15 protein-coding genes and 3 pseudogenes are annotated in these 15,577 nt (G+C 65.7%); 11 read left to right on the top strand and 7 right to left on the bottom strand.

Annotated features, from left to right (window positions below; translation table 11 throughout):
* Window positions 1-205: 205 nt before the first annotated feature.
* Complete coding sequence (locus OG225_RS16665) at window positions 206-1,639, bottom strand: ABC transporter substrate-binding protein (protein WP_405182494.1); 1,434 nt, start codon at window positions 1,637-1,639, stop codon at window positions 206-208.
* Window positions 1,640-2,363: 724 nt separating this feature from the next.
* Here OG225_RS16665 and OG225_RS16660 point away from each other — a divergent pair.
* From OG225_RS16660 to OG225_RS16645, 4 genes are all read left to right on the top strand, one after another.
* Window positions 2,364-2,639, top strand: a complete 276-nt coding sequence (locus OG225_RS16660) for an SDR family NAD(P)-dependent oxidoreductase (RefSeq protein WP_405182493.1) — start codon at window positions 2,364-2,366, stop codon at window positions 2,637-2,639.
* Window positions 2,563-2,955 carry a CocE/NonD family hydrolase gene (locus OG225_RS16655; RefSeq protein WP_405182492.1) on the top strand — a complete coding sequence of 131 codons (393 nt, stop codon included), beginning with the start codon at window positions 2,563-2,565 and terminating at the stop codon, window positions 2,953-2,955. Before OG225_RS16660 ends, OG225_RS16655 begins: the two co-directional genes overlap by 77 nt.
* 38 nt (window positions 2,956-2,993) lie before the next feature.
* Window positions 2,994-3,668: a CocE/NonD family hydrolase gene (locus tag OG225_RS16650; protein WP_405182491.1), complete on the top strand. Its 675-nt coding sequence runs from the start codon at window positions 2,994-2,996 to the stop codon at window positions 3,666-3,668.
* Window positions 3,669-3,868: 200 nt separating this feature from the next.
* A complete protein-coding gene (locus OG225_RS16645) occupies window positions 3,869-4,408 on the top strand; it encodes an ester cyclase (RefSeq protein WP_405182490.1) in 540 nt (179 codons plus the stop codon).
* Between the two features lie 73 nt (window positions 4,409-4,481).
* On the opposite strand, the pseudogene OG225_RS16640 reads toward OG225_RS16645, so the two are convergent.
* From OG225_RS16640 to OG225_RS16630, 3 genes and pseudogenes are all read right to left on the bottom strand, one after another.
* Window positions 4,482-4,835, bottom strand: a pseudogene (locus tag OG225_RS16640) (histidine phosphatase family protein); the annotation flags it as partial.
* 241 nt (window positions 4,836-5,076) lie between these two features.
* Complete coding sequence (locus OG225_RS16635; RefSeq protein WP_405182489.1) at window positions 5,077-5,574, bottom strand: hypothetical protein; 498 nt, start codon at window positions 5,572-5,574, stop codon at window positions 5,077-5,079.
* Between the two features lie 241 nt (window positions 5,575-5,815).
* A pseudogene (locus OG225_RS16630) lies at window positions 5,816-6,849 on the bottom strand (epoxide hydrolase family protein).
* Between OG225_RS16630 and OG225_RS16625 the strand changes: the two are divergent.
* The 3 genes from OG225_RS16625 (at window position 6,840) to OG225_RS16615 (ending at window position 10,199) form a co-directional block, all read left to right on the top strand.
* On the top strand, window positions 6,840-7,373 hold the full coding sequence (locus tag OG225_RS16625) for a CGNR zinc finger domain-containing protein (RefSeq protein WP_405182488.1): 534 nt from the start codon (window positions 6,840-6,842) through the stop codon (window positions 7,371-7,373). The pseudogene OG225_RS16630 and the gene OG225_RS16625 sit on opposite strands and share 10 nt — an antisense overlap.
* Before the next feature lie 879 nt (window positions 7,374-8,252).
* A complete protein-coding gene (locus OG225_RS16620; protein ID WP_405182487.1) occupies window positions 8,253-8,606 on the top strand; it encodes a DUF4870 domain-containing protein in 354 nt (117 codons plus the stop codon).
* Between the two features lie 972 nt (window positions 8,607-9,578).
* Window positions 9,579-10,199, top strand: coding sequence for a DUF6461 domain-containing protein (locus OG225_RS16615; protein WP_405182486.1), 621 nt, complete (start codon window positions 9,579-9,581; stop codon window positions 10,197-10,199).
* Window positions 10,200-10,625: 426 nt separating this feature from the next.
* On the opposite strand, the gene OG225_RS16610 is transcribed toward OG225_RS16615, so the two are convergent.
* Window positions 10,626-11,351, bottom strand: coding sequence for an SDR family NAD(P)-dependent oxidoreductase (locus tag OG225_RS16610; RefSeq protein WP_405182485.1), 726 nt, complete (start codon window positions 11,349-11,351; stop codon window positions 10,626-10,628).
* A gap of 105 nt (window positions 11,352-11,456) precedes the next feature.
* Here OG225_RS16610 and OG225_RS16605 point away from each other — a divergent pair, with 105 nt between their 5' ends.
* Entirely contained in the window at window positions 11,457-12,380 is a 924-nt protein-coding gene (locus OG225_RS16605) for a LysR family transcriptional regulator (RefSeq protein ID WP_405182484.1), read from the top strand.
* Here OG225_RS16605 and OG225_RS16600 read toward each other — a convergent pair.
* Window positions 12,356-12,583, bottom strand: a complete 228-nt coding sequence (locus tag OG225_RS16600; protein ID WP_405182483.1) for a hypothetical protein — start codon at window positions 12,581-12,583, stop codon at window positions 12,356-12,358. The genes OG225_RS16605 and OG225_RS16600 overlap by 25 nt on opposite strands.
* A 73-nt stretch (window positions 12,584-12,656) precedes the next feature.
* Between OG225_RS16600 and OG225_RS16595 the strand changes: the two genes are divergently transcribed.
* From OG225_RS16595 to OG225_RS16585, 3 genes and pseudogenes are all read left to right on the top strand, one after another.
* Window positions 12,657-13,400, top strand: a complete 744-nt coding sequence (locus OG225_RS16595) for a hypothetical protein (RefSeq protein WP_405182482.1) — start codon at window positions 12,657-12,659, stop codon at window positions 13,398-13,400.
* Complete coding sequence (locus tag OG225_RS16590; protein WP_405182481.1) at window positions 13,300-14,148, top strand: dihydrodipicolinate reductase; 849 nt, start codon at window positions 13,300-13,302, stop codon at window positions 14,146-14,148. The genes OG225_RS16595 and OG225_RS16590 overlap by 101 nt, the downstream gene beginning before the upstream one ends.
* A gap of 258 nt (window positions 14,149-14,406) precedes the next feature.
* Window positions 14,407-14,694, top strand: a pseudogene (locus OG225_RS16585) (hypothetical protein); the annotation flags it as partial.
* A 49-nt stretch (window positions 14,695-14,743) separates the two neighbouring features.
* Here the strand turns inward: OG225_RS16585 and OG225_RS16580 are convergent.
* Window positions 14,744-15,538: an adenylate/guanylate cyclase domain-containing protein gene (locus OG225_RS16580; protein WP_405182480.1), complete on the bottom strand. Its 795-nt coding sequence runs from the start codon at window positions 15,536-15,538 to the stop codon at window positions 14,744-14,746.
* Between the last annotated feature and the right edge of the window lie 39 nt (window positions 15,539-15,577).

The following is a 15,577-nucleotide window of genomic DNA, read 5'->3' as shown; positions in this document are numbered from 1 at the left end:
GAGGTCGGGTATCCCCGGGCTCGATCACCCGGGGATTCACACGGTAAGCCCCGATTTCGGGTGCACCGGCCCGAAATCGGGCCGGGCGGGGACCATCGAGGGCTACTGAGCTGCGGAGTCGGCACTCGGTGACCGTTCGAATCACCATGGTTCGAGTGTCGCGGGATCCCGCTCGGCAGGCCCTCTCGGTCGACGCCCGCGTTCTCTATTCGAATTCCGTCATCGACTTCCCGACATCGGCCAGTGTCGTCGGCGCGCCGTAATTCTCGGTGAATCGGTAGAGTTCGACATCGCAGCGATACAGCCCGGTATCGGGTTTGAAATCGGCCGGAACCCAGCCGTCGGGTGTGGCGCGTTCGATATTGAAGCAGGAGACCGATTTCTCCCGATCGCTCAGATCCACCGGTGCGTGCAGGCCACCGGCGGTCCACGCCTTCACCGCGCTCGCGGTTTCGTAGAGGCAGCGACGGGTCAGGTCGTCGCCGCACGTGGTCGCGGATTTCGCGAACAACAGCCAGGACGAGATCGAGCGAAGCTGCGGAAACGTGATTCGCGCACCGGGAGCGTATTCGGCGAACATCGCCTCGATCTGTCGCACCGCGGGCACTTCGTTCGATTTCTCGAAGGGTGCGACGCCGCTCAGATCCACCACGTTGTTCTGGAATGCCAGCGACGGCCCGAGTTCCTTCAGGAACGAGTCGGCGTAGTTGTTGTTGGTCGCATCGATCCAATCGAGGCGGTACCCGATCTGGGTCAACGCGTCTTCGAGTTTGGGCAGCTGTTCGGGCTGTCCGTTGAAGACCAGTCCTCGAACCCCCTTCTCCTTGATGGCCTGGGCATAGGGCGCCCAATTCGATATGCCCGCGACCGGGTAGTAGTCGTGATAGGCGATGCCGGCCCCTTGGGCGCGGAATACTTCCTCGGTCATCTCGCCGAGCGCTTTGGTGACCGGGGAATCGGCATCGATCATTCCGACTTTGTCGATCGATGCCGGATAGCCTTCGTGCACCAGCCATCGGTGGAAACCGGAGTAGATGTCGTGGAACGGCAGCGCCGCCGGTGAGGCGCTGATCTCCAGATCGGCACCGACGGCCCCGGCCCCGGACACCTGCGCGGGCAGGCTGGGCAGCAGACATTTGAGCCGCTCTTTGACTCCGAGCGCACCGAATCCGGCACCGCCGCCGACAAGGGCGAAATCGTCGCGGCACGCGTCGAGCATCCTCTGACGGACCTCGGTGAGATTGGTGTCGTGGACGACGACTTCGACCTTGCGGCCCGCCACCCCGCCGTGATCGTTGCACCAGGAACTGAATACCTTCGCGGCATCGACGAATTCGGGATCCTTGGTGAACCCGAAGTCGGTGAAGACACCGACGACGATCTTGTCCGCGGTGACGCCCTGGGCGGAGGATTTCGTCGGCGATCCCTTGCCGCAGACGGCCCCGAGATCTCCGAACTCGCTCGGGATGGAGGAACCGGTGGTCTTGCCGACAGTCGCGTCCTCGCCGCCCGTGCCGTCGCGGGCGCAACCGGCGACCAGCATCAGGGCCGCCGCGAGTATGACGGTCGGTGTTCGGATCGTTCTGAAGATGCTGCCGCGCCGGGTGGTGGCGGTCGATCGTTCGGTGTCGATGTGCACAGTGCTCCTCGGTCGATCTCACGCGCGGGAGGTCTCGACCGACCCGGGGCTACCGGGTGCTTTCGAGGCTCGGGCCCGCGCGTCCGGCCAATGATGTCCGTTTTGCGACGAACGATCTCCTCTTTCGCCGAGTTCGGGGTCGGCACGGCACGATTCGCGCGGCCGATTCGCCTGCCGGGTCCGGCTCGAGCCGAGCATTTCGAGGTTTCGGTGGTCCGTGCTCCGGCCATCGGAAGTGGGGCTCCTGCCCAAGTCGAAAACCGTTTCGTACATAACAATCTGCCGCGGGTGTCGTGGGTGGCGGGGGTCTCGACCGCGGGCGTGGAAGGCGTCGAGATGCGGCAAGGGGTATTGACGAAAAGTGGAGCTTCGGCCCGACGGGGGAGTCTGTGCCGATCTCGTCGCGGGACGGCGCGAGGCTGATGACCACGTCGGATCCGCCGAACGACGTCGTCGGCGGATGTGCAAAAACGACATTCCGAATAGAAAGAATGCTATTCTCCGATCCGGCGGCAGCCACGAAGGAGTCGGATGTGACGCTGAGGAATCGCCCGTTGGAAACAGTCGAGCGAACGCGAGCCGAGACCACCGCGGTCATCACCGGCGGTGCGCGTGGCTTCGGAAAGGCTTTCGGCGTGGCGCTCGCCGACGAAGGCGCCACCGTCGTTCTCATCTCAACAACGCCGGACTGCACAGCGACGAATACAGCAAACCCATCGGCGAATTGGGATTGCCGAAAACCCGACGCCTCTTCGAGGTCAACGTCGTCGGCGTGATCGCGTGCACCGTCGCCGCGCATCCGCACATGGCGCACCGCGACGGTGCCAGCATCGTCGATATCGTCTCCGCGGCAGCGCATCTGGGCGGCGCCGCCTACGGCACCTCGAAACTCGCGGTCGCCGGATTGACCATCACCTTCGCGCGTGAACTCGGCGCCGAAGGCATCCGCGTCAACGCGATCTCACCGGGCAGGTGGCGTCTTCACCCCGCAGATCGATGAACAGCGCGACGGCGTCAGCACTCACCGGTGGGTACGTCGACAGTCGTGGTGCGCCGGGTCGGTCGCCACCTTCGGCGCCAGCTACATGGGCTATACCCAGTGGGCCGTGGCCGCGGAACTACAGAAAGTCGACCCCGACAGCGCGCCCGACGCCCTGTGCCTGATCACCACCATGCCCGACTTCGGCGCCATCACCTGGGACAACGCCGCGTTCTCGCTGCACAACGCCCTCGGCTTGACCCAGATGATGGACCGCATGGTGCACGGGCAGCGACTCAGGATTATCCTGAGTCGCTGCGCCCGGATCCCGCGCTGAACAAGGCATTCGACGCGCTCCCGCTGGCCGAGGGTGACGTGGCGGCGACCGGGCATCGCGTGCACTGGTACCAGGACTGGGTCGGTCACGAGAACCTCACCGACGAGTTCTGGACCCAGCAGTCGCACACCGCCTCCGTCCCCGAAGTCACCGCGCCGGTCTACATGATCACCGGCTGGTACGACATCTTCCTGCCGTGGCAGCTGCGCAACCACGCCCAACTCGCCGCGGCAGGACGCCCCCCACGCCTCACCCTCGGCCCGTGGGGCCATATCTCACGCGGACTGGGCGCACCCTCGGTCGGCGAGACCGTCTCGTTCCTGCGCGAACACTTCGCCGACGCCGAAAGTGACCGGGTCGCGCCGATCCGCGCGTACCTGACCGGAACCGAACGATGGTTCGACCTGGCCTCGTGGCCGCCGCCCGGCACACGGACCGAACGCCTGAACCTGCACGACACGGGCGGACTGAGCCCCGACCCGACCGCCGGTGGCAGTACGGTCCATGTCTACGACCCCGCCGATCCCACCCCCGCGCTCGGTGGGCCCGGCCTACAAGCGAACCCGGGCCCGGTCGACAGCACCGCCCACGAGCGCCGCGGCGACGTCGTCGTCTTCCGAGGCGATCCACTGTCGGAACCGGTCACCGTCGCCGGTGAACCATTGGCGCACATACGCTTTCGCTCCTCGCAGCCCAGCGCCGATGTGTCGTAGCCCGCTGAAAGCGTGCCGCGACCATAGTGGGCGCTGTACGGCAGGGGCTGCTGCCCGCGGTGGCGTTCGGCGTCTGCGGGAAGTCGTCATGCAGGTCAGAGGTCGGTCTCAGCGTGGTGTTGTCCGTGGAATTGAACCCGAAGCCCGTCGCGATCGATACATAGGGAGACAAGTTCACCTGACTCGATTGCGAGACCCTCATGGACAGCACAACCCTGACCGCAGCCGACACCGCGCGGGCCCTGGCCATCCGCTCGGTGCAGATCATGGCCGACGGTGAACGCGCCGATTTCGACGCGATAATCCACCCCGAGGCGACCAACCGGGAGGCCGCGGCCGAACCGCCCGCCACCAGGGGCCGCGGACCCGCCGCCTACTACGCGACCGCGCTCTGGCTGCGCGCCGCGTACGCGGACCTGCACCACACGATCGAATCCGCCGTCGTGGACGGTGACCTCGTCGCTCTGCACACCACCATGCACGGCCGCCACGTCGGGCCGTTCGTGGCCTACGGCGCGGACGGGCAGGTGGACCAGGTGTTCCCACCGACCGGCAAGACTTTCGCTGTCACGCAGTCGCATTGGCTGCGGATCGCGGACGGCAAGGTCATCGAGCACTGGGCCAACCGCGACGATCTCGGCCAGGCGGTGCAGTTGGGATGGGTGCCGCCGACTCCGATCTACCTGATGCGGATGGCGTTGGCCAAGCGGAAGGCCCGGCGGGAGAACGGGGCTGGATAGCGGGGCCCTCTTCGGGTTGGCGGGTGCGCCGATCGGCATGCAAAGCTGATGGGGCTGGTGGTCCCGAGTCGGGTCGCGTTGCTGCCCGGCGATCGCGAACGCCATGTAGTGCCGCGGCGGTCCGCTGTCGGACACCGGGATCGGTGGTCGCCTCCGCCCTGCCGATCCCGACCTCGGCCAACTCGGTAGGTGTCACGATGTCGATAGCGCGACTCGCCAGCAGGGCCCTGGCGGTTTGTCGTGTGCGGAGCGCCGTACTGCAATAGACACGGGCGATCGGCTCGGTGGCCAGCGCACGCGCTGCCGCCGCGGCTTGGCGAAACCCGCGGGATGTCAACGGCGACATCGGCATTACTCCGGCCAAGCCCGCGATCACATTCTCCGATTCGGCGTGGCGCAGGCACCATATCCGTGCGCCGACATTCATGTAGCAATCCTCCGCCTCCGGATCGGATGCCCGTCGTTCACCGTCGTCGGCTTCGCCCCGGCGGCGCTCGAGTTCCCCGACGGCACCGCGCCGCCGCTGTAACTCGAGCTCGTACTCATCTCACGCAACTGGTCTGCCGTCGTTTTCCTGTGCTCTCATTCGATCGAGGCCTTCGTCTCGATGGTGCTGAATCTGAACACCGACAACGGGATTCATGCGCACGACCCGGTGCCGAACGAGATCAGGGTGTGGTGAGGCAGAAGAGGGTGGCGGGGTCGGGGACCGAGATGTATTGGTCGGATCCGTCGGGGCAGCGGTCACTGTCGGTGGTGCCGTCGATGCGGAACAAGACTCGGAAGGTGGCCTCGGGGGTGCCGCACGGTACCTGCATGTAGGGGGAGGTGCCGACGTCGTTGTAGCAGGAACCCTGCCGGAAGCTGGGTGCCAGGCACAGGCGGAGGGTGCCGGTACGGGTCTCCTTGGTATAGGTGGTGTAGTCGTCGGACGGGCAGTCGGCGAGGCTGTGGTGAACGGAGTGAACTCGGTAGACGGCGTTCGGGTCGGAGCATGCGACGCTGGCGCCGACGGTGTTTTCGGGTGTGTTGTCGGTGATGGCGACGCAGTCGCCCACGCCGAGATCCTCCAGCGGGGAGGCCATGGCTTGTGCGCCGAAGGTCAGCACCGATGCGGCTACCGCCGAAGTGATACAGGCGAACAATCTCGAAATGGGGTATTGCATGGTGAATCCCTCTCGGTCTCATACGGTTTCACGATGTCGTGAACCGGACGACACTACACGAGGTGGCGTGAGCGGGCCGCGCCCGCCGGTAGGGCAGACTCCGAGCTTTCTCGCGCGGGAGATACGCGCGAGTGGCAGTCCCGGCCATCGATGGACCATCTGAGAATCCCCCTGAGCGGCCATCGACGATCTGTGGCCTCGTGCGAAAACCTGGGATCGGTAGAATGGCACCCGGCCGCGTTCACCGATTGGCGGCCAGCACTGCCGTGAGACCATCTCGCAGGTCTTCGACGAAGTACTCTGGAACCTCCAGCGACGGGAAATGTCCCCCGGTTTCGGGCGATCTCCAGTGGACGATCCGTCGGAACCGCTGCTGCTCCCAGGGGCGTGGACACTTCTCGATATCGTGGGGATAGACGCTGATCGCCGACGGGACGTCGACCCGGAGTTCGGGGTCGAGCGAGTTGTGGCTTTCGTCGTAGATGCGGGCCGCCGATGCACCGGTCCGCGTCAGCCAGTAGAGGGTGACGTCGTCGAGAATTCTGTCTCTGGAAATCGTCTCGAACGGGCTGTCTTCGGTGTCTGTCCATTCGGCGAACTTGTCGAGGATCCAGGCGAGAAGACCGACCGGTGAGTCGACGAGCGAGTAGCCGATGGTCTGTGGTCGGGTCGCCCGCTGTTTCGCGTATGCCGCGCGGTGGCGCCAGAAGTCGCGGGTTCCCTCGGTCCACTCGCGCTCGGCCGCGGTCGGCCCGTCGGTGGGCAACCCGTGCGGTGCCTGCGCGGTCGTTGTATGGATGCCGAGAACGTGCGCCGGAAACCTGCCGGCGAGGATCGTGGTGATCACCCCGGACTCAACCAGTCGTCGCCGTGGGCCGCGAACCTGCTGTAGCCGAGCCTCCCCATGAGTTTCACCCATGCGGCCGCGATCTTTTCGGTTCCCCACCCGGTGGTGGTCGGCCTGTCGCTGTAACCGAAGCCCGGTAGCGACGGGACCATGACGTGGAATGCCTGCGTCTCTGCGTCTTTCGGATCCGCCAGTTCATCTACCACAGCGATGAACTCGGCAATGCTGCCCGGCCAGCCGTGCGTCAAGATCAGAGGAGTGGCGTCCGTGCGCGTGGACCGGCGGTGCAGAAAGTGGATTCCCAGATCATCCATGGTCGTACGGAACTGGCCGATTCGGTCGAGGCGTTCTTCGAACGACCGCCAGTTGTACCCGGTGCGCCAGTAGTACTGAGTTCCCTGAATATCGGCTCGGTAGCGTGCTGGCAACCAGCTTCACCGGGACCCTGTCGGAACGTCATGGCAACGCTGTGGAGCGCATTCCCACGCCGCGACGCCTGGTCGACTGGCTGGCAGTGAACGGCCTCGCCGTCCAGTCCTGCACCCCCGCCCAGCTCGAACTCGCCCGGGAGTTGAGGGAATCGATTCACACCGCCGCGACAGCGGCCGCGATCGGAGACGCTCTTCCCACGCCCGCGGTCCGAGTCATCAATGACCGCAGCATTCAGGGGCGGGCCGCGGCCGTCCTGACGCCCGAGGGCAATCGGCGATGGCGACTCGGTTCGGCTACGCGCGTGGAAGATGCGTTGGGGGTGATCGCCGCCGACGCGATCAGCATCATCGCGGGCGAACGAGACGGACGATTGGCATTGTGCGCGTCGCCGACCTGCCGAGCCGCCTTCTTCGATACCAGTCAAAGTCGCACCCGCAAATGGTGCGACATGAACACATGCGGGAATCGTCAGAAGAAAGCGCGCTTCAATGCGAACCAGCGCAAGAACATCGGCGACTGACTGCTATCGATATCTTGACATGGGGGAGGACTATCGACGGCCAAGCGCATCGGAGTGGACAACGTCCGGCGACGTGCCGACGTCGACACACTCGAGAATTCGCCCATCGCTGGCACCGAGGAGAAGTCGCCCGGGCCCGGTCACTGTCAGCGCGGTCGGCAAAACCGGTACGGCCCCGACGAGGACGTGACCGCGCCATCGCGCGGTACCGGTGTCGAGGTCGAGGTCGAGCGCCACGGGTTTGCCACCGACTCGGGCACGGCAACCGCTCCGCATCACGGGTGCGCGAGCCGACGGAAGACATTGCGCCGCAACCTCGACATCGGATGCCAGAGCGGCGGGGAACGAGGACCGAATCACGCTGGTGAGTGAATCGGGCCGACCGTCGGCGTCGAGGGATACCGACGACGTACCGGGGATCACCAGCAGGGGCGCGCAGCGCCCTTTCCACGAGAGAGGATCACGGGCACACCGTATCCTGCTGTCGCGGCGCCTGCAAAGGCGACTTTCCATCGCGATGAACTTCCGGCTACGAACTCGGTGGCTCGTCGCCATCGTTCGGACACCGCCTATTCACCGATCGGGATAGATAAGCCCGAGGTCGATCTCGAGGTCTCGGTACGTCGGCGGTCCTTGCTCGGACACGGACTCCGCCGCCCGGCTTTTCGGAGCTCGATTGTGTAACAGCCGCCATCCGGGAATTGCGAGGGCATCGGCAGCCGTCTCGTCGAGAGAACCCGTCCACGATCTCGGTCACAGGCCGACGCGCGGCCCGTCGGTCCGCGCCGAAAACTGGGATCGGTAGGTTGCCCTCGCGCGTGATCTACTTACGCCATGACATCTTCTGAATCCCCCACGAATCAACCACAGTCCACCGGCTTGGACAAAAAGACGAGCGCGATCCTGTCCTACGCACTGGGGTGGGTCACCGGAGTCGTCTTCCTGTTCGTGGGAAAGAACGACCCCGACGTGAAATTCCACGCCTCGCAATCGATCGTCTTCTTCGGTGCGGTCACGGTGCTCAATGTCGTTCTGAGCGTCCTCGGCTCGCTGCTGGGTGCACTGGGGATCATCTTCAGCCTCGCCGGACTCGCTCTCGCGGTCCTCGCGTTCGTCGTCTGGATCATGGCCATGATCCAGGCCAACAAGACCGGCGGGGTCCGCGCGGAACTTCCCATCGTCGGAAAATTCACTGCCCCCTACGCTGATCAGCTGGCCGCTGCGGTCAAGTAGCGAAGTATTCGAAGTCCGCACCCTGGATTTCGTCATCGAGAATGCTGTCGACCCCCTGCCGACAGCAGATGCGACAGTTCGAAGAGCGACGGCCCGAGACTATCTCGGGCCGTTGGTGTTCGCGTGGAAGGTCCGATAGTGCGGAGAAACGCGCGATCCGAGAACGTATGCTTCAGCTGAAGTCGATATGTGCGGCATCGATAGCACGAAGGTCTGGCTTGTCTCTCACTCCCACCGACGCTATTTGCGCTGGCACCGCCGACGCTCGGGCCTGACATTGCGTCAGGAGCAAGCCGAACCTTCCCCGTTGGATTTCGCTACAAGTGCTTTCGTCGGCGACGGTTTGTTCAATTGCGTGTTCCAGGGGCGGGGTCGGCTGGCGATCACGAGCCACGGTCAGCCGATCGTCGTCCCCGTCGGCCACCAGCAACCGGTGTTTCATCGATTCCGATGCCCTGATCGGCTGGTCGGGCTTGCGGACATCTATCGTGCGCACCCAGAGTTTCGGATCAATGCTGCGTGGTGGCTCCGGTGAGGTAGCGCAGGTGCGATTCCTCGGCGCAGGGTTCGTCATTCTCCAGCCCTCGGAATTCAACTTCGGGCCGACAGGTTCGAAGTAGCAACATCGTGTTGCCTCGGCCGGACGTGAGATGGCGGGTCACAATTCCCGGGCCACGAGGTCGTGCCTCGTTCCATACGACGAGGTTGTACAGCTCGGCGATCTCGCGGGCCGATCGGACACGACAGCGACGGCCGAGACTATCTCGGGCCGTTTGGCGTTCGCGTGGAATGGGCGATAGCGCCGATTGCCGTGCGTTCAGGGGGGTTTCGAGAATCCGGGCCCGGCCGTGGATGTCGGCGGCTCATGGCAGTGTCGGTCGCTGTGACTGCTTCAGCTGATGACGACGCCTGGTTTCATGATCATGGTCTACGTTTCCCGACCTCTATCGCGATCAACGAATCGCGGGCGTCGTGAACACCACGACAGGTGGCCTCGGGTGGATGTACGGCAGGGATCTGCCGCTGCTCAGCCTCACCTTCGCGCGTCAAGTCAACGCCCGGGAACTGTTGGAGCGGATGGGTGTCGACCGAAATACCGTGGCAGTGCGCGAGCAGGATGCCTTCCACCACGAACTGGGCGACCTTCTCTACGCATCCGACGGATATGTTGTCAGCGCGGGGCATTACGGAAGCTGGGCTTGGGCATGGGAGCACGGTAGTTGGAAAGGCATCGAAGACCGAGGACTGGTGCTGCGCGCTTCGATCGGGACCGCCGCATTGGTGCCGAACGCCAACGAGAAACCGGGAGTGGTGTTCCGGTACGCCGAGGACGGCCGCCTCGTCACCGGACTCGACGCCATGATCGGCCTCGCCCCAGCCGACCGGACAGGCAGCGAACCGCACCGCTTCGACACCGAGATGCAGGCCCTCGGAGCCCGACCCGAAGAACACGAATACGGCCCATTGGGGCCCCGTGGACTGTTCTGTGTGAATGCGCCGCACCGGCAGGCCTGTGACAGCGCGCCGACAGGGTCGCCGACTCGGGCACGCCGGGAAAACAAAGTATCGAACATATGTTCTACAGTGCGGTAGCCTGGCTCGCGTGAAGATACATTCGACCGCGCCGGCGCCGGATGCCCGAACGCCAGGATGGCGGGATCTGGCCGATGTCGACTTGCTGCGCGCCCTCGTCGAAACCGAACGCCGACGGAGGCGATTGGATGTTGCCATGCGCGCGGCCGTCGCTGAAGCCGAGCGTCGTGGCCTCGCCGCGGACACCGGCTACCCGGACACCGTGGAGCTGTTGACCGATCTGCTGCGGATCAGTGCTCCCGAAGCGCGCCGACGAATCGAGTGCGCGGCTCCACAGGCTCGCTCGCGTTCCAGAAAGAGATGGAGGGTGCTGGCGGCCGCAAGCTGAGGCCGAGCCCCGGTTCCTCGAGCCCTGTTCGAGGTGACCACTCGACCCGTCGATGCGCGGCTGATTTCGAGAACGGGAATGGTTCGCGCCGGTGCCCGTCACCAGGGCACGGCTCCGGCGTCGTCGAAGAATCCGCCGGTCGGTCCGTCGTCGGGCAGGGTCGCGAGGCGAATCGCGATGGCTGCACCTTGTTGCGGTGTACGGACGCCGCGAAAACCGTTGAGGTCGGTGGCGGTGAAACCGGGGCAGCCGGAGTTGATCAGGATGTTGGTGTCGTTCAGTTCCTCGACGTATTGGATCGTGACGGCGTTGAGGAAGGTCTTCGACGCCGAGTACACAGCGGGAGCCGGGCCCATGTCGATACCGGGCGTGGTTCGCAGGGCGAGCGAGCCCACGCTGCTGGACATGTTGACGATTCGCGGTGATGCCGAGCCGCGCAGCATCGGCAGCATCGCGTTGGTGACCCGGATGACGCCGATCACGTTGGTTTCCACGACAGCTCGCACGGTCGCGGGATCGACCTTGGTGGGCGTCTGTGGCATACCGCCGGTGATCGCGGCATTGTTGACCAGGACGTCGAGCCCTCCGTCATGGTCGGCGATCAGCTCGGCCGCGGCGGCGACACTCGCGTCGTCGTTCACGTCGAGCGGCACGCCGAACGCGTCGGTCCCGGCCGCGCGCAACTTCTCCACCGCGGTCTCGCGGCGTCGCCGATCACGCGCGCCCACACCGATTCGCCAGCCGAGCGCGCCCAGGCCTGCGGCGATCTCGTATCCGATTCCCTTGTTCGCGCCGGTCACCAGCGCGATCATCTGTTCACTCACATCGTCGATCGTGCTGCGATTCCGGGTGTGGCGTCCAAGACCGATCGGGTGGGCGGCGATACCGCAGGGGTATCGGCCGTGGTCATCGCTGGTTACCATGGCCTGGTGGAGACTCGGGAGTTGCGATACTTCGTCGCCGTCGCCGAGGAGTTGCACTTCGGGCGGGCGGCGCAACGGCTCGCGATGGCGCAACCGCCGCTGTCACGGGCGATCCAGCAGCTGGAACGGCGGCTCGGAGTCGTTCTGCTGCACCGCGGTTCTCGCGCGATCGCGTTGACCGAGGCCGGCGCGGTGCTACTGCGGGAAGCCCGGCTCGCCATCGGAGCGGTCGAAGCCGCCGAGCGCCGCACCCGCCGCGCCGCCGACGATCGGGGCGGTGTGGTGCTGGCTACCAAGGCGGGAGCGTCGCGTGACCTGTTGTCGAAGCTGCTGGACGCCTACGCCGCCGACCCCCGCGCTGTCGCAGTAGAGGTGATGCTGTGCGGGCCCGGCGAACCGGAACGCCTGTTACGCAACGGGACTGCCGACGTTGCCCTACTCCACCGGCCCTACGACACGACGGCCGGATTCGACACCGAGGACCTGCACACCGAACAGCAGGTCGTGGTCCTGCCTGCGGGGCACCCCCTCGCCGACCGACCCCGTATGTCGATGGCCGAGGTCGACGCCCTGACGGACCTGCCCCTGCCGCGCTGGCCTCGACCGGATGGGAGTTATCCGGACGGCCCCGGCCCTCAGGTGCGCGACCATACCCAGTTGATCCAGCTGATCACGCTGGGACGGGCCTGTGCGGTCATGCCCGAGTCGCTCCGAGCCCAACTTCGCGACGATCACGCCATCGTGCCGGTGCCGGACGCACCGGCCGTCACGACCGTCATCGCCTGGCCGCCACACAGCAGATCCAAAGCCGTCGCAGACCTCGTCCGCACGGCGATACGCCTTCAGTCGGTAGCAAACTCCGGCGGCGTCGGTCGATGTGTGTCCGCCTCATCTGTGTGGACGGATCATGCCCACACGCCCTGTCCGTAGCCGCGGTTCCACACCTCGGTGATCCGCCCGTCGACGACGCGGCGGACGGCCTCTTCCCTGGTCAACGTGCGCGCCTCGCCTACTTCGTGGCGGATGACGGTGTCGGCGAACAACTCCTGGGCCAGTTCGAGGTCGTGTTCGTTCCAGACGACGAGGTTGTACAGTTCGACGACCTCGCGGGCCGATCGGCGAGGGTGACGCACAGGTCGCGGGAACGTTGCGGCAGGGTGTCCCAGCCGACGAGGATGGCGACCGGTAGGACGATCCCGCATCGATGTGCCGGGACCGCCCGACGACGTCGGCTACACCAGTTCGGGCTGCGCCGTCTCGGGCAGGATCGAGGGTTCCGAGATCGTCGGTGGCTACGGCGGAGTCGACCGCATGTACTGCCTGCCCGGAATCAGCGCCCAGATCTCCAAGATGGCCCATCTCGAGCACTACTGGTTCGTGTGGGGAGCGATCTTCGACGGCGGGCACTGGGAGACCGGCAATGCCATGCTCGGCGCGGGCGGCTACGCGACGGCGACGTTCCACCGCCAGGGCGAAGCGCCGCTCGTCGCGACCAACGACGAGGTGGACGCGAAGGTTCTCCGGGAAACGAAAGGCGGTGTCTCGCAACCGCATCTGGCCTGCATCTCCTTCTGCGGCCGAACCTTCGACTTCCAGGGCACCCACAACGCGGCGGCCTGTGCGGCGGCGCTCGGAATCGCGTGGCTGCACGGAACCGTCCGGGAACAGGGCGGTCCGGAGCCGACGAGCAGTTGGTCGACGATGGAAGTCATCGAGCGCAATTGGGCGGTCGCGAGGGAGGGCGCGCCGCACCGCGCGGGTGAACCTATGCGGCCATCACATCCGTCGACGGCCGACGTCATCGAGGCCCGAGAGCCGAGGAACATATCGTGCCCCTTCGAATTGCCCGATGCTGCGCCCCGACTGCGTCGCCTATATGCCGTTGTATCCGGATGTCGGGCACCTGTGCCTGCTGTTGGAAGCCGGAATCAACATCGTGACCACGGCTGAATTCATCACCGGCGCCGCGATCGGCGCCGACGCGCGAACTCGACTCGAGAAGGCCGCGATCTCCGGTAACGCGAGCCTTTTCGGCAGCGGTGTCAATCCGGGGTGGATCGAGTATCTCGCCGCGGTCGCTTCCGGAGTGTCACGTAATCTCCGGTCGATCCGCGTCACCGAATCGTTCGATCTGGCATTCCTGTCCGCCGACGGCAACCAGGACGATTTCGGTTGGGGTCGCCCGGCCGGTGATCCCGGCCATGCCGAGGATGTCGCCGCGGGGGTGGACGAGTTCCGCGACGCCGTCGAGATGATGGCCCGGGTCATGGGAGTGACGCTGGGCGATATCCGCCACGAGGCCGAATTCGCGCATGGCACCGAGGATTTGGATGTCGCGGGGCGTGATGTCGCGCGTGGAACCGTGGCGGGAATCGACATCACCTGGTTCGGGGTCGTCGGCGGCGCCGATGTCATCGAATTGAACGCGCGCTGGACACTCGGTACCGATCTCGAGCCGGCGTGGAAGACCCTGATGGGCTACCTCATCGAGGTTCGCGCCGACCCGCAGGTCAACCTGCGCATCGACTTCCTTCCGCAGAACATGGAAACCGCCACCCCGGCCGAGTTCGCGCTCATGGGAACGACATTGACCGCGTCCCCGGCGGTCGACGCGATCCCGGCCGTCGTCGCCGCTCGACCCGGCATCGTCACCTACGCGGACCTGCCTCCGATGACGGCGAATACGACGCCACGGTGAGGTCGGGGTCCGAGAAAACCGGTGTCATCAGAGTGTGAGCGGCAGGAACGTATCGTGGGCCGGTTCCGGGCTGACCACACCGTCGAACCCCATGTCCTCGGCCTGTCGAGCAGCCGATCTCCACCGCGCGAAATCGAGCAGGAACGCCGCGTCCGCCTTGATTCGGCTCCATCAGATGGTGTTGACAACATTACTGTATTAGGAACGGTAAGTGGTGTGCCCGACTGTTCCGGGCTATGACCGGACCGGTTGGTCCAAACCTCGGCCGCCGCGCCCGACTGGGACTTTCCGCCCGACGGGCACGTCGGCGTGCACCGCGTCGTGATCGACGGCGACCCGAGGGCGGAGGTGAACACGCACGTATCCCATCCGGTGCTCGACCCGACGGACGCGGGCTGCATCTCCACCGCGGCCAGGGCGGTCAACGCGATCGACTGGGTGTGCAACGCCCCCGTCGGACTCGTCGCCATCGAGGACATACCGCAGGCCGCGATCATCAAAGGTCTGATGTGGGCGCCGGATCGGGAGCCGCGACTGCCCGCCTGAACGGCGTCCACCAGTTCGTTGGCCGAGAGGTCGCCCGGGACGGTTCGGGTCAGCGACGGCTCTCGACCGCGTAGAGGCGATGGATTCCCTGGAACCCCTTGAGTTCGACTTCCCGCGCGGCGGTGACGACGATGCCGGGCTCGTCGATCACCGCGCTCCGCACTTCCTCGCTGATGAGGATCTCCCCGCCGTCGGCCTGCCCGGCCACCCGGGCCGCCATCGCCACGTTGCGTCCGAACAGATCGTCGCCGCGGCGAACCGATGTGCCCGAGTGGATGCCGATACGCACTCGAACATGTTCGCGTCCGGTGAATTTCGCGGTGGTGTCGCCGAGCGAGCGTTGGATGTCGACGCCGCAGCGCACGGCGTGCTCGGCCTCGGCGAACGCGATCATGTAGCCGTCTCCCTGGCCCTTCACCACGTGCCCGGCGTGGGCGGTGACGAGTCGGCGGATCAGCCGGTCGTGGCGGTCGAGCAGTGTGACCCAGGCCTGATCGCCGAGTCGCTCGTTGAGCGCGGTGGATCCTTCGATATCGGAGAACGCGATCGTGACCCGACCGTCGGGAGTCAACCGCGCCAGATCCGGTCGTTCGACCTGGGCCCAGCCGGCCAGATCCTCGATCGAGCTGAGGACCGCTCCGCGAAACCCCTTCTTGCGCAGCAGGTTCGCAGTCTCCCATACGGTCTTGACCGCTTCCCGGCCGCCGTTCTTCAGCAGCCGACGTGTCTCGACCCTGCGCTCGAGTTCCGCGAAGTCGCGGCGGCTGCGCGCGAGCAGCCGCCACAGCGCGACCAAGCCGACAGCCTCCGCCACGGCGATTACCGCAAGTCCGATCTCGATCATCACTGGGATCCACCGAAAGGGTCGCTGCCGACAACAACG

It is taken from the genome of Nocardia sp. NBC_01377 (assembly GCF_045040005.1).
Lineage (GTDB): Bacteria > Actinomycetota > Actinomycetes > Mycobacteriales > Mycobacteriaceae > Nocardia > Nocardia noduli.
This window is presented reverse-complemented; position numbering and strand designations above follow the sequence as displayed.

Coding starts and splice junctions, on each gene's coding strand:
- OG225_RS16580 (WP_405182480.1), bottom strand. CDS start 15,538: ATGATCGAGATCGGACTTGCGGTAATCGCCGTGGCGGAGGCTGTCGGC.
- OG225_RS16590 (WP_405182481.1), top strand. CDS start 13,300: ATGCTGCGCCCCGACTGCGTCGCCTATATGCCGTTGTATCCGGATGTC.
- OG225_RS16635 (WP_405182489.1), bottom strand. CDS start 5,574: ATGCAATACCCCATTTCGAGATTGTTCGCCTGTATCACTTCGGCGGTA.
- OG225_RS16645 (WP_405182490.1), top strand. CDS start 3,869: ATGGACAGCACAACCCTGACCGCAGCCGACACCGCGCGGGCCCTGGCC.